This window comes from Psychrobacter sp. G (genome assembly GCF_000418305.1).
In the GTDB taxonomy this organism is placed as follows: domain Bacteria; phylum Pseudomonadota; class Gammaproteobacteria; order Pseudomonadales; family Moraxellaceae; genus Psychrobacter; species Psychrobacter cryohalolentis.
Genome location: NC_021661.1, coordinates 196,692 through 210,211, shown reverse-complemented (window position 1 = coordinate 210,211; position 13,520 = coordinate 196,692). Strand labels below are relative to the sequence as shown.

The 13,520-nt window shown below is 43.5% G+C and carries 11 protein-coding genes; 4 read left to right on the top strand and 7 right to left on the bottom strand.

Annotated features, from left to right (window positions below):
- Nucleotides 1-51: 51 nt before the first annotated feature.
- Complete coding sequence (proC, locus tag PSYCG_RS00895) at nucleotides 52-885, bottom strand: pyrroline-5-carboxylate reductase (protein WP_020442547.1); 834 nt, start codon at nucleotides 883-885, stop codon at nucleotides 52-54.
- Nucleotides 886-1,112: 227 nt separating this feature from the next.
- Here proC and PSYCG_RS00890 point away from each other — a divergent pair, with 227 nt between their 5' ends.
- Nucleotides 1,113-1,637 (top strand): GNAT family N-acetyltransferase, encoded by a 525-nt coding sequence (locus tag PSYCG_RS00890; RefSeq protein WP_020442546.1) that lies wholly within the window; start codon nucleotides 1,113-1,115, stop codon nucleotides 1,635-1,637.
- 6 nt (nucleotides 1,638-1,643) lie between these two features.
- Here the strand turns inward: PSYCG_RS00890 and tilS are convergent, their stop codons facing one another.
- The 3 genes from tilS to ppx all read right to left on the bottom strand — a co-directional run bounded on the left by tilS (nucleotide 1,644) and on the right by ppx (nucleotide 5,945).
- A complete protein-coding gene (gene tilS, locus PSYCG_RS00885) occupies nucleotides 1,644-3,248 on the bottom strand; it encodes a tRNA lysidine(34) synthetase TilS (protein ID WP_020442545.1) in 1,605 nt (534 codons plus the stop codon).
- Nucleotides 3,249-3,386: 138 nt separating this feature from the next.
- Entirely contained in the window at nucleotides 3,387-4,190 is an 804-nt protein-coding gene (locus PSYCG_RS00880; protein ID WP_011512548.1) for an acetyl-CoA carboxylase carboxyltransferase subunit alpha, read from the bottom strand.
- A 228-nt stretch (nucleotides 4,191-4,418) separates the two neighbouring features.
- Nucleotides 4,419-5,945 (bottom strand): exopolyphosphatase, encoded by a 1,527-nt coding sequence (gene ppx / locus PSYCG_RS00875; protein WP_020442544.1) that lies wholly within the window; start codon nucleotides 5,943-5,945, stop codon nucleotides 4,419-4,421.
- Between the two features lie 405 nt (nucleotides 5,946-6,350).
- Here ppx and PSYCG_RS00870 point away from each other — a divergent pair, with 405 nt between their 5' ends.
- A complete protein-coding gene (locus tag PSYCG_RS00870) occupies nucleotides 6,351-6,755 on the top strand; it encodes a DUF962 domain-containing protein (protein WP_020442543.1) in 405 nt (134 codons plus the stop codon).
- Nucleotides 6,756-6,841: 86 nt separating this feature from the next.
- On the opposite strand, the gene hemL is transcribed toward PSYCG_RS00870, so the two are convergent.
- A complete protein-coding gene (gene hemL / locus PSYCG_RS00865; protein WP_020442542.1) occupies nucleotides 6,842-8,143 on the bottom strand; it encodes a glutamate-1-semialdehyde 2,1-aminomutase in 1,302 nt (433 codons plus the stop codon).
- A 98-nt stretch (nucleotides 8,144-8,241) separates the two neighbouring features.
- Nucleotides 8,242-8,595: a zinc ribbon domain-containing protein YjdM gene (locus tag PSYCG_RS00860; protein ID WP_011512544.1), complete on the bottom strand. Its 354-nt coding sequence runs from the start codon at nucleotides 8,593-8,595 to the stop codon at nucleotides 8,242-8,244.
- Nucleotides 8,596-8,890: 295 nt separating this feature from the next.
- Between PSYCG_RS00860 and PSYCG_RS00855 the strand changes: the two genes are divergently transcribed.
- Nucleotides 8,891-9,658 (top strand): YgfZ/GcvT domain-containing protein, encoded by a 768-nt coding sequence (locus PSYCG_RS00855; RefSeq protein WP_020442541.1) that lies wholly within the window; start codon nucleotides 8,891-8,893, stop codon nucleotides 9,656-9,658.
- A 52-nt stretch (nucleotides 9,659-9,710) separates the two neighbouring features.
- Nucleotides 9,711-11,030, top strand: a complete 1,320-nt coding sequence (locus tag PSYCG_RS00850) for a D-amino acid dehydrogenase (RefSeq protein ID WP_020442540.1) — start codon at nucleotides 9,711-9,713, stop codon at nucleotides 11,028-11,030.
- 96 nt (nucleotides 11,031-11,126) lie between these two features.
- On the opposite strand, the gene PSYCG_RS00845 is transcribed toward PSYCG_RS00850, so the two are convergent.
- Complete coding sequence (locus PSYCG_RS00845) at nucleotides 11,127-13,367, bottom strand: molybdopterin oxidoreductase family protein (RefSeq protein ID WP_227500749.1); 2,241 nt, start codon at nucleotides 13,365-13,367, stop codon at nucleotides 11,127-11,129.
- Between the last annotated feature and the right edge of the window lie 153 nt (nucleotides 13,368-13,520).

Below are 13,520 nucleotides of genomic sequence, written 5' to 3'. Positions count from 1 at the left end.
AACCAGTCAGAGGCCGCATTTTATAAAATACTACCTCTATTATAAAGATGATTATTTGCTCATCTCTTCACTCAAAGCTTGGCTGCGATCGTAGCACGCTTGCATGGCTTCACCAATTTGACGACCAATATCATTGGCTTGCATCGATTCAATCGCAGCTTGGGTTGTGCCGTTTGGTGAGGTCACTTTACGACGTAGCTCGCTTGGCGCATCTTCGCTACCCATTGCCATTTTTGCCGCGCCCAACATGGTTTGCATAGCAAGCGCGGAGGCCTGCTCTTTATCCAATCCTAGAGCCACTGCCCCATCAACCATAGCTTCAATAAAGTAAAACATATACGCTGGCGCTGACCCTGATACAGCAGTTACCGCATGCATGTGTTCTTCATTATCGACCCACATGACCAATCCTGATGCTTCCATGACCGCCGTTGCCAATTGCTTCTGTTCAGCAGAAATATCATCAGTACCGTACAGACCCGTTGCGCCCATTTGAATCATTGCAGGTGTATTTGGCATCGCGCGGACGATATTGTCATACCCACCCAACATGTCAGATAAAAGCTCAGTCGACAAACCTGCTGCCACTGAAATCACCAGCTGCTTGTCTAAGATATCCGAAAAGCTACTGACTACCGCTTTCATCACTTGCGGTTTGACCGCCAGCACCACAATGTCAGCATCGATAACGGCAGCTTTTGCATCAGCAGTTGGATCAACCGTGTTCAATCCTTTAGCAGCCAATTGCTCACGCGCCTCGCTACTCGGATCAGCAACGGTAATCAGACTCGGTTTGACACCGCAGCTAACAAGCCCGCTAATCAAAGCCTGCGCCATATTTCCGCCACCGATAAAGCTGATTTTCTTATTATCTAATACTGACATACATGTCTCCTATTCAAAAAACCAAAGGTATTCAAACTAACATAATGATAGGTAAAATGACACTCAGTTTACCATACTGCTACTGGCGCTGTTCGGGAAATTCAAACGCTAACTAATAGTACTACTAGTACTACCGTTTAATTGAGATACTAAATTAACATCGAATATCACACAGCTTACCTGTTAGATTAAAAAGTCGTTTAGGTAGAGTGGTACAGGGGAAAAACATGTTTTGCATTCGTAAAGCTCATTCAAAAGATTTTGCGGATATTGCTCATATCCATTGCAAAAGTTGGCATGACGCCTACTTGAATCTGCTACCTAAGTCTTATATCAACAATAAAAACAACCTTAGTGAAAAAACAAAAATGTGGCAGGAATTGATTAATCATCCTGATGTCATTATTTGGATAGCCTATGATGCTAATCATAAGAGTTTAGGATTTATTGGGTATTTTACTAAAAATAATAGCTATGAAATTACAACTCTCTATGTTTTATCAGAATATCATGGGCGAGGTATAGGCACCGAATTGATGAAAAGGTCATTACAAGCCATATTGAGTTTTAATATCAATGCAAATTTTTATTTATGGGTATTAGAGAATAACGCGCCTGCCATTCATTTCTATAAGAAATTCGGCTTTGTCTGTAATGGTGAAAAAAGTGAAGAAGATTATAAAGATACACAAATAGTAGATATCAAAATGATCAAAAAAATGAAGATCTACCCTACTCAAGGCTTTGAGTAACAAACATCAAAACGAGCTAGGTACGGTTAAACAGCTGCTAATAGCACTTTCTATACTATAAGAATTATTTACAGTATTAGTTAACCGCTTAGCACCATCCAACACCCAGTTTTCAAGAGGTGATAATAATAAAATAGGTTGTTCTATCGGGCAATCGTTCTCTAAAAGCTCGGTTTCACTACTTTCTTTATTTATCAAAGTCACGCTAACGACTACCAAACTCTCACGCATCCATGATGGAATACCTAAGGTTTGATAGAGCTTTTTGCCCGATTGTGGACGCGACGCCAATGCGGTTTGGATACGCGTGCTGCGATGTAATGGCGCAAAAGTGATCGCAACCTTATCTTTATCGCTTTCTAATAGTCGCATTACTTCATTTGGCAGAATCTGTAATTGCCAAGTGAATTTATCATCATTGCGTAAATTAATTGGAACGGGTTGTCTTCCAGTTGCATGAACATCTGCCCCAATAAGATTAGACTCAGTATTAATCAACAAGCTCTGCGTCTGTTCGGCAAGCGGCAACTCTAACCATTTGAGCCAGTCGCTACTTAGACGATAAAGCTGCTGACGATAACGGCGAATAGTATATGACTGTTCGCGTCCTTGCCAAAACAATTCCGTTTGATGGTCATGGTCATCACGTTGGCTTAGGCTCAATACGTTATCGACAAGCTGCTTAGCGGGTGGTAATGGCTCATCTTGACCAAGCCAATGATGTAATAATTGGCGCTGGCGATAAAGCGGTAACTTTTGCAGCTTATCTATATTTAGCACACGCTGGGCAGATGGTAGCTGTAATGATATTACCTCTGTCTGCTTTAAATCCTCTGCCGCTTGTGCCTTAACGGTTAATTGCGCATCACTGAGTAAAATCGCGCTACGAGCTATGTTATCAATAACGTTGGGATTGTATTTTGCCAATACTGGCATGATGTCACGGCGCAGTCCGCTACGCATATTATCACCGCCGTTATTGGTGGGATCATCAATATAAGGCAGCTTTAAACGCTGCGCATAGGCGCTGATATCGGCGCGCTGTATAATGAGCCAAGGTCGCCATAATATGATGCGATGCGCGTCCTGCGTTTGTACACGCCACGGATGCATACCCGACAGACCATTTACTCCTGCGCCTTGAATCAACCGCATCAACACAGTTTCAGCTTGGTCATCAGCATGATGGGCTAATAGTAATACATCATCTTGATTGAGTTGCGCACGCATCACATCATAACGTGCTTGCCGTGCGGCTTGCTCATCACGTCCATTTACGTGTGCTTGCAAAATAGTGCATGGTATCTTTTGAGCCTTTGCCCAGTTAGCAACGTGCGCAGCCCAAATAGCGCTATCCGCTTGCAAGCCATGGTTGACATGCAATAGTTGCGGTAAAAATGGCAGTCGACCTTGCTGATAGAGTTGCACACATAGCGTTGCCAGTGCCAATGAATCACGCCCACCACTACAGGCCAGCCAAATTCGCCGACCCTGTAACTGCTCGCCATACTCAGACATACTGGTCAATAATGCCTCTGCCAAATTATCGTCAATCGGCAGTTCAGCTATTGGCTCAATAGGATATGGTAGGATTGCACTGCTGCTCATCATTGACCTTATCTCATTAGTTAGTATATGAATTAATTGACACAAAAAAACGCGCCATAACATGACACGTTTTTATTTTAACATTAAGCGTAAGCCTCTAGTGCTAAAAGCTGATTGTCAACTATTTAGCGATGGAACATACTAGCAAGGCAACATGACTTCTGAGTTAAACGATTTGAATTTCTCATAACGTAGCTCACAACGCGTATGGGTATCTAAATCTTTCAGCTCATCCAATTGCTCAACCAATAGAGCTTTTAATGCCGTCATTACTGGCTGTGGCTGAATATGAGCACCTTCACCTTCGTCGATGACCGCATCAATCAAGCCCATTTGATACAAATTGATAGCATTTAACTTTAAGGCTTCACTGGCATCTTGCGCTTTTTCGGCAGTTTTCCATAGAATAGAAGCGCAGCCTTCAGGAGAGATGACTGAATAAATACTATTTTGTAGCATATTTACTTTATCACCAACGCCAATCGCCAATGCGCCACCTGAGCCGCCTTCACCAATAATGGTGACGATGATAGGCACTTTTAAACTAGAAAACACAGCAATGCTTTCAGCAATGGCTTGTGCTTGTCCACGCTCTTCCGCGCCAATACCCGGATAAGCTCCTTGGGTATCGACAAAGGTCATAACCGGAATATTAAAGCGCTCAGCCATTTTGACCAAACGAATGATTTTTCGATAGCCCTCAGGGTTTGCCATACCAAAGTTATGCTCAATGCGCTCACGTGTGCTGCGACCACGGTGTTGACCAACAACCATCACTGGCATACCGTTTAGGCGTGCAAGTCCGCCAAGGATTGCCTTGTCATCAGCAAAAGCGCGGTCGCCGTGCAACTCATCAAATTCGGTAAATAGCTGATTTACATAGTCCATAAACAATGGACGTTTGGCATGCCGTGCAAGCTGAACGCTATCCCAGACGGTACTCATAGACGCTTCCCTTTCTTAGTTATACTTAATAGAAATATATTCAATATGGTTATATTTAATAATAACATCGTTATCGGCTTTAGGATAATGAAAGTACAGTTGTAAACTCAATAAAAACCATAATAGCACATCTTATATGCCATAACATTACCGACAACACCGCTTTTGTTATGTTATTTCTAACCGCATTAATCAAGTAATCTACTAACAGTTTTAGCTGATAAAAAATTAAACCTCAATGACGCTTAGTTTGACGCCCCATTTAGCGAATTGTTCTATTTCAGTCTGCAAATCAGATAATAAGAAAGCATAGTGCTCGCTACTATCACCAACCATGATTTGCCAATGATTGTCATCATCTACTTTTAATTCTAATGTTGGTAATTCATAATCACTGCGACTGTGATGTGCCAGTACTGCCAAACGTAGCAGCAAGCACAGATAAACGAGCTGATCACCGCCGATAGTACACGTCTGCTCTAACATATCTGCTTTGAGCTTACGGCGATGATTTAACATCAGCTGTGCCATACGTTTTTGATCGACTTGTGAAAACCCTGGAATATCAGAATGTTCCATCAAATACGCACTGTGTTTGTGATAGCTACTATGAGCAATCGCCAGCCCTATCTCATGTAAAAATGCAGCTCGCCTGAGTAGATCGCCATCTTCCGTACTGAGTCCAAGTTTAGTTTGCACTTGCCCAAAAAGGTGGCGACTGGTTTTGACTACTTGCTTAGCCTGCTTTTTATCGCCTGAATAGCGCTTAATCAGTGCCAATACACTGCGGTCACGTACGTCTTCACTGGCAAATCGTCCAAGCATATCGTACATGACACCTTCGCGTAGCGCGCCATCTGAGTAAGTAATAGCATCTACGCCCAACACCTTCATGACTGCTCGTAATACCGCAACGCCTGCTGGAAATACGGCTTTACGGTGCTCTTTGACGCCTTCTAAATCAATGTCATCAACGTTGCCAATTTTAAGCAATAATCTTTCTAACTTTTTAACACCTTTATAAGTGATACGCTCCTGCTCGTCTGCCCAACCTTTTGAAACAAGGACGTTACGTACCGCTTTAATCGTACCACTCGATCCAATGGCGCTGCTCCAGCCTACTTTTTGGTAGCGCCCATTGATCGCCAGTACTTCTTTGCGCGCAGCCGATATGGCGTTGTTAAAGGCCTCTTTGGTAATTTGCCCATCAGCAAAATACTTCTGCGTAAAGGCAACACAGCCCATCTGTAAGCTCTCGGTCAATAATGGATCAAACTCTTGGCCAATAATAAACTCTGTTGAGCCGCCACCAATATCGATAACCAGACGCTTGTCACTACTGGCATTGGTATGCGAGACTCCTAAATAAATCAAACGCGCTTCTTCTCGTCCCGCGATAATCTCAATAGGCTTGGGTAAGATTTTATTGGCACGGCTGATAAAATGATTGGCATTTTTGGCTTGGCGTAAGGCGTTGGTCGCAACAATACGAATACGCTCAGGAGGCACCGAATCTAGACGCGCCACAAAGCGGCTGAGACAGTCTAAACCACGCTGCTCCGCTGCTGCACCCAAAATATTATGCTCATCCAGTCCTGCAGCTAACTGAACTTTTTCAGACATAGACACCACTTTTCGCACTTCACCATGATCGAGGCGAGCAATGGCTAAATGAAAACTATTGGAGCCAATATCAATGGCTGCCATCAGTTCATCTTCTGCGAGTGGTGGATTTTTTAGGTTGTCTTTGGGCATAAGGAAGGTCGTTACCATGTCAGATCAAAAGATAATTAAAAGGGTTTAGGCTTTTAAAATAGAAAGTACGTTGGATTAAAGTAAGGACTACCATATATAAAAAAGATAATAGTCACATAAATGATGGCAAGTTTTGCCATTAAAACATTTATGCCAAACGCTGGCAAGTAAGCGAAGACAACCGCTAAACAGCGGCTAAAAACAGGATAGGTACTTTGTGAAGCAAAAAATATCTTCTGCCCTTAGCCATTATTTGTTCAATATTGGCTTGCTACCACCACTATTGTCTATATTATAATAGAGAACAAGTACTTACCTATGAGCTTTATGGTATCAAGCTATTTCATTCTACTGACAAGACTCATTACGGATAGATGAGACATAACCTACAAGGAAGCCAAATCGATGAATAACACCCCTACGCAAACGTCACAAACTAAAGAAATTACTGCCGAAAAAGACAGCCGGAACAATCTAATAAAAATGGATAGCTCAGACAAACCGTCATTTTATGACTTTTATCTTGATGAGCATCAAAATATGGCTTGCCGTAGATTGCATTTTGCAGGCAGTAGCTTTGGGTTAATTGGACTGGCAAAATCTGTTAAGAATCGCTCAGCAAAACCCTTACTTAAAGGTATTGCCGCAGGATACGCTTGCGCTTGGGTCGGACATTTTTTCTTTGAAAAGAATAAACCCGCCTCTTTTAAATTTCCTTTAAAAAGCTTTGCTAGTGATTTTCGTATGTATGCGGATGTGCTGCGAGGTAATTTGAGTCTGAGAGACCGTAAGTTTGATAAAGTGCGATAAATACAACTGCCTTTATTATTCATAAAAAAACCAGCACAGTAATCTTGTCACTATGCTGGTTTTTTCAGACGCCTAAAACTGCTGTGTTACGCTTTTGCCATTTCTGCAAATATTTCATCAGCGGCTTTAATAGTCGCCTCAATATCTTCGTTACTATGCTTGATAGACATAAAGCCTGCTTCATAAGCAGACGGTGCCAGATAAATACCACGATCAAGCATACCGTGGAAGAAGGTATTAAATAACTCCATATCACACTCAGTCACTTCATCAAAGTTTTGAGGTACAGTCGTCGCACTGTCTTTGACAAAGAACATTCCAAACATACCGCCCAATTTATTGGTGCGCATATTGATGCCATGCTTGTCAGCAGCCGCTTGGAAGCCATCAACCAAATGATCTACTTTCGCTGATAGCTCGTCATAGAAACCGTCTGCCGTTAAGTCTTCAAACATCGCAATACCAGCACGCATCGCTAGTGGGTTGCCTGATAACGTGCCCGCTTGATAGACACCGCCAAGTGGCGCGATGCAAGACATGACTTCTTTTTTGCCACCAAAAGCACCAACTGGCAATCCTGCACCGATGATTTTACCAAAGCAAGTCAAATCAGGGTCGATACCGAAGTGCGCTTGCGCACCGCCAAGTCCAACACGAAAGCCCGTCATCACTTCATCAAAAATCAATACTGCGCCATTTACAGTACACTGCTCGCGCAACGTATCATGGAACTCTTGGCTTGGAATCACCATGTTCATGTTACCAGCGATAGGCTCTAAGATAACGCAGGCAATCTCTTCACCCCATTTCTCAAAACAGTCTTTAATCGCTTGCGGATTGTTATATGGAATCGTAATAGTATGCTTGGCAAAATCTGCTGGTACACCTTTTGATGTTGGCTCACCAATATCCAGCATGCCTGAGCCTGCTTTTACTAGTAGGCTGTCTGAATGACCATGGTAGCAGCCTTCAAACTTGACGATTTTGTCACGCTGAGTATAACCACGTGCCAAACGAATCGCACTCATCGTCGCTTCCGTGCCTGAGCTGGTCATACGAATCATCTCAACACTCGGGACGATTTCGCAAATTTTATCGGCAACGGTGGTCTCAAATGGCGTTGGCGTACCAAAGCTCAAACCATCATCAGCCGCTTTTTTGACCGCATCAATAACTTTTGGATGGGCATGACCCAAAATCATTGGACCCCAAGAGCCAACATAATCAATATAAGCATTGTCTTCGGTATCATAGATTTTGCTACCATTGGCACGGTGCATAAAGATTGGCGTGCCACCGACACCAGCAAAAGCTCGGACAGGCGAATTTACACCGCCAGGGATATGCTTACGTGCTTGCGCGAATAGTTGTTCATTTTTAGTGCTCATAGTTATTCTCTACTTAATCGTTTTTTATTTAGTGATTTTATAATTAGGGATTGTCTATTCAGTAATTTGTATTATTTTTTTCACAATAAGTGTGTGGCTTAAGCTTTTTTAACTACCGATGATTTAAGTTTCATCGGACCATAGCCATCAAGCTTACAATCAATATCATGACCATCGGTCGCATCTGGCAATAGACGAATACTTTTTGCTTTTGTTCCTACTTTGATAACGGTTGAAGAGCCTTTGACTTTCAAATCTTTAATCACGGTCACGGCATCGCCGTCTTGCAGCTCATTACCAACGGCATCGCGAATGACCGCGTCTTGATCTTCAGATTGTGCTACATCGGTTTCTGCCACTGTCCATTCATGAGCACACATCGGGCATACCAGCAGCGCGCCATCTTCATACGTATATTCAGCATCACATTTCGGACAATTTGGTAAGCTCATAATTCCCTCGGCAGCCATCATATATTAGGTTTATTCCAGAGCTCACATTGTACCGTAACTCGCACTCTTTAACCAATTTGTACGCTTGAAAACCGCTGGCTATGCCCAATTTAACGCTTGATAGCTATCTTAACGATGACGTTTTTTATGAGGGTGTTTTTTGTGGTACTCTTCTTAGCCTCATCTGATTTTATAATTGTTTATCTTGGCATAAAAATCTGAGCTATCATTTTTTGATACTTATTCTTAACATTTAGTGCTTTATAAAAAACCTCTTTTCAGAAGGATAATAACAATGACTCAATCTATCAATACGGCGGCATTGCCACAGTTTTCCCAATTATCTATCCAAGGCGAGGATGCCGAAAAATTTTTGCAAGGACAATTAACTTGTGATGTCACTAAGCTCGGTCTTAGCTATCAAGCCGCAGCCATTGGGAATTTAAAAGGTCGCATAGAATTCGGTATTTGGATTAAAAAACAAGCGGAAAAGCATTTTGACATGGTCATCAGTGCAGATTGCGCTGAGGCTTTCCAAGGACATTTAAAAAAATTCGGTGCCTTTTCAAAGTTTGATACTAGTGCCCCGACACCTATTTATCCTTGTGTTATTGATGAAGTGCCGACTTTTAGCCATCAGGACGACCACAATACATCTAAGAATATTCAAGCTTGGATGCAGTCTAGTATCGCAACTGGTAACTATTGGATAGTAGCGGCAACGCAAGGCGAATTCCAACCACAAGAGTTGCGTCTGCATCAGCGCGGCGGCATGGACTACGATAAAGGCTGTTATTTGGGTCAAGAAGTCATCGCCCGTATTTACTTTAAATCAGCGCCGAAAGCGTTTTTGCACTATGTAAAAGGAACAAGTGTAAAAGGCTCAGGTACAACTCCTGCCGCTGGTGAAAAACTGGATAAAGTACAAGTCGTCAATGCGATTACTACTAGTGAAGGCTTTGAGGCATTGGTCGTGGCTCGTCCAGAACAGTTGGCTGAAAGTAATCTGACCATATTGGACTTACCATTGGCGCTACAAGCGGATGTTGCTCGCCCCAAGTAATACCAGATAACAACGCTCTCATCTAATTTCATCAATCGCAGCAGAGTAATCTATGACCCATATTGCGGTACTCGGAGCAGGCGTGGTGGGCGTGACCACCGCATGGTATCTCCGCCAAGCAGGCTATGATGTGACCGTGATTGAGCGTGAGTCAGCGGCAGGTATGCAAACCTCATTTGCCAATGGCGGACAGATATCAGTCTCGCATGCGACCCCTTGGGCAAATCCTACTGCACCGATAAAAGCACTCAAATGGTTGTTTCGCGAGGATGCACCGCTGCTTTATCGGTTGCGTGCGGATAAGGCGCAAATTAAATGGGCGATGCAGTTTTTGCAAGAGTGCCGCGCAGATCGTGCTGATGCCAATTTGGTGCAAATGGTACGTTTGGGATTGTACTCACGAGATGCTTTGCAGCAGCTGCGTGCTGATATTGGTATTGATTATGAACAGCAAACGCGCGGTATCATGCATTTTTATACCAATCAAGCGGAATTTGATGCTGCGATAGCGCCTACAGAGCGTATGCAGGCGCTTGGCTGCGAGCGTTATGTGATTGACATCAATAATGCCGTTAGTCTCGAGCCAGCACTCTACCCCATTGCCCATAAGCTCAAAGGCGCGACGTATACCAGCCATGATGAGTCAGGCAATGCCCATCTATTTACTCAGCGTTTAGCTGAACGCTGCGCTGAGGCTGGCGTTAAGTTTTTATACGACACTGAGATTTTAGCGATTAATGTGGATGCTGACTCTGCGCGTCCGCACGTACATAGCATTACCATTCGACCCAAAGGCGAAAATGCGCAAACCTTTAGTGCAGATAGCCATGTATTGGCGCTTGGTAGCCATAGCGTCGCTTTAATGAAACCTCTTCGTATGCATCTGCCTATTTTCCCTGCCAAAGGCTACTCAGCCACTTATCAAATCAACCCACGAGCACCCCATCTAGCACCCTTTGTCAGTCTCATTGATGATGAGTTTAAGCTGGTCACATCGCGTCTTAGTGATAAATTGCGAGTGGCAGGGACAGCAGAATTTAATGGCTACAACTTAGATTTGAATACCGTACGCTGTGAAGCCATTACTCGCCGCGTGCAGCAATTGTTTCCCAAAGGCATCATTGCCAACTCTGTACAATATTGGACAGGGTTACGACCAATGACACCATCAAATGTACCGTTAATAGGGCGCGCGCATATGGGTAAAGTCCGACATGGTAGTCGAAATATTGACGCCACTTTTGATAATTTATGGCTCAATACTGGTCATGGCACGCTTGGCTGGACGCATGCATGTGGTTCGGCTAAAGCGATTAGCTTACTAATACAAGGCGAGATACCTGAGGTTGATTTTGATTTTATCGGTATCTAGATTTAGTCTAAGACAAATTAATAAGGTAAATAAAAAGCGCTTATCATTATAAATAAGCGCTTTCGAGTCCAATCTTAACTATAGGACTGATTGTATTTATGCAGCGCTACCCGACTCGGCTTTTGAATTTGACGAAGAGTTCGAACTGTTTGACTCAGCAGTTTCTGAGAATCCAGCAGTTTCTGGGGATATAGTTCCTGCATGTATAGCTTCCAATTGCACAGGGACGCCATTTACAGCGGCATTACCGCTTAACTCATCAATCAACGTATCATCTGTCAGATCATTCACACTGACACCTGCATGCGCTTGGGCGATTTTTTGCTTAACGCCTTTACGGCCGTGACCAAAGCCATGCGGAATACTCACTACCCCCGCCATCAACTCATCAGTGATTTCTGCTGCAACAATCACGCTACCGACGCGCGAGGTGACTTTCACGTCTTGACCATCCTCAATACCATATTGCGCAGCAGTATCTGGATGCAGCATGAGCGTACAGCGCGGCTTACCTTTGACCAAGCGGTAGCTGTTATGCAGCCACGAATTATTACTGCGGACATGACGACGACCTATCAATAAAATCTCGCTGTCATCATAATTTTGCATCATCGCTTGCACGCGGGCAAGATCTGCTTGATAAAAATCGACATTCAGATGAATCTGCTTATCTTTATGCTTTAATGCTTGCGGCAGCATGGTTTTGAGCGGTCCTAGATCAAGACCATGAGCATTTTTCTTGAGCTTGTTCAGTGTCATGCCAGCATAAGGTCCACGCCGTAATCCCTGATCGAGTACGAATTTCGGTCCTATCCGCCTTATCAATAGCCGTTCGGCTTTGGTTGCTAAAGACGCTTTTTTATCCAAGCGCTTTGCCAGCTCTAGATAGATTTGCCAGTCATGCTTGGCGTCCTTATCTTTACGAAACAACGCTTTTGAATATTTAGCCACGTTATGTACGGCAAAATTATTAAAGGTAACGTCGTAATGGTCGCGCTCTAGCGGTGAGACTGGTGGCAAAATAATATTAGCATGGCGACTGGTTTCATTGACAAAATAATCAATGGCGACCATAAAATCTAACTGTTCAAAGGCTTGATCTAATTTTTCGCCATTGGGTGTACTCAAGACAGGATTACCTGCCACAGTCATAAAGCCTTTTAATTGCCCCTCACCTTCGATCAATATCTCATCACTCATGGCAACCACGGGATATTCACCATTAAAGTCAGGCAGCTTGCTGACACGACTATGACGCTTACCCAAATACCCCGGACCAGAATTATTCACCACATCGACTGCAGCATTCGGGAACATCAAACCGCCTACTTCATCTAAGCGCCCCGTCACGATATTAATAACCATAGACAAATACTGGCTTAATAAACCAAATTCCTGCACTGATATACCCATCCGACCATAGCAAACCGAGCTTTTTGCTTCACAAAATTCTGTGACCAGTCGCTTGATGTCGATGGCGGCTATGCCCGTAATAGCAGTAACTGACTCTGCACTATAGTCTTTGGCAAAATCTGCCAGTCGCTCTATTTCTGGCGCGAGTGCTGCTGCTCTATTATTGATACTTGCTTTATCAGCATAGCCTTGCAAATAAATCTCATTGAGCATCGCTAGTAGTAGCAACACGTCAGTCGCTGGACGAATAAAGTGATGCTCGCTTGCGATATCAGCGGTTTCAGTACGTCTTGGATCGATGACGATGACTTTGCCACCACGTGCTTTAATGTCTTTTAGTTTTTGGCGCATGTTTGGTGCTGTCATGATACTGCCATTAGACGCTAGCGGATTGCCACCGATGATGAGCATATACTGAGTACGATTGACATCAGGCACAGGAATACGCAGCATATGCCCAAATAAATGCATGCTAACGATATGGTGCGGTAGTTGATCGACCGAAGTGGCAGAGAAGCGACTGCGCGTTTTGAGGCTGTTTAGCAGATACTTAATCGTCAGCATGCCACCCAGATTGTGTACGTTGGGATTGCCCAAATAAACACCAAAAGCATTTTTGCCATGTTGTTTTTGCACTGCACCAATACCAGCTGCGACTTTATCTAACGCTTCAGTCCAGCTAATTTCTTTCCAGCCTTTAGCCGTTCTTTCAACAGGATGACGCAGGCGGTCAGGATCCTCATGCAAATCTTGCAAGGCAGTCGCTTTTGGGCAAATATACCCTTTAGAAAATGGATCGCTCTTATCCCCTTTAATCGATAAAACCTTTTTGCCATCGTGCTTTATCTCGATACCACACATTGCCTCACACAGAGTACAGGTTCTAAAATGCGTCTGCTCTTTGGATTTGATTTGTTCAGTCACCACGGTCACGCTCCCTGTTTTATATTGTCATTCTCAATAAATCGATACTGAATTCCTTTTTAAGACTGTGATTACTGACAGTCTATTCTCTACTATATCTCGCTGATGCTGTAACTCATAGCCAAATGTGTGCACTGTAGTTATGCACCTTAG

Bases quoted from the DNA above. Each gene is read 5' to 3' on its own strand.
- tilS (WP_020442545.1), bottom strand. From the start codon at position 3,248: ATGATGAGCAGCAGTGCAATCCTACCATATCCTATTGAGCCAATAGCT.
- PSYCG_RS00850 (WP_020442540.1), top strand. From the start codon at position 9,711: ATGACCCATATTGCGGTACTCGGAGCAGGCGTGGTGGGCGTGACCACC.
- hemL (WP_020442542.1), bottom strand. From the start codon at position 8,143: ATGAGCACTAAAAATGAACAACTATTCGCGCAAGCACGTAAGCATATC.
- PSYCG_RS00860 (WP_011512544.1), bottom strand. From the start codon at position 8,595: ATGAGCTTACCAAATTGTCCGAAATGTGATGCTGAATATACGTATGAA.
- PSYCG_RS00870 (WP_020442543.1), top strand. From the start codon at position 6,351: ATGAATAACACCCCTACGCAAACGTCACAAACTAAAGAAATTACTGCC.
- proC (WP_020442547.1), bottom strand. From the start codon at position 885: ATGTCAGTATTAGATAATAAGAAAATCAGCTTTATCGGTGGCGGAAAT.
- PSYCG_RS00880 (WP_011512548.1), bottom strand. From the start codon at position 4,190: ATGAGTACCGTCTGGGATAGCGTTCAGCTTGCACGGCATGCCAAACGT.
- PSYCG_RS00855 (WP_020442541.1), top strand. From the start codon at position 8,891: ATGACTCAATCTATCAATACGGCGGCATTGCCACAGTTTTCCCAATTA.
- ppx (WP_020442544.1), bottom strand. From the start codon at position 5,945: ATGCCCAAAGACAACCTAAAAAATCCACCACTCGCAGAAGATGAACTG.
- PSYCG_RS00890 (WP_020442546.1), top strand. From the start codon at position 1,113: ATGTTTTGCATTCGTAAAGCTCATTCAAAAGATTTTGCGGATATTGCT.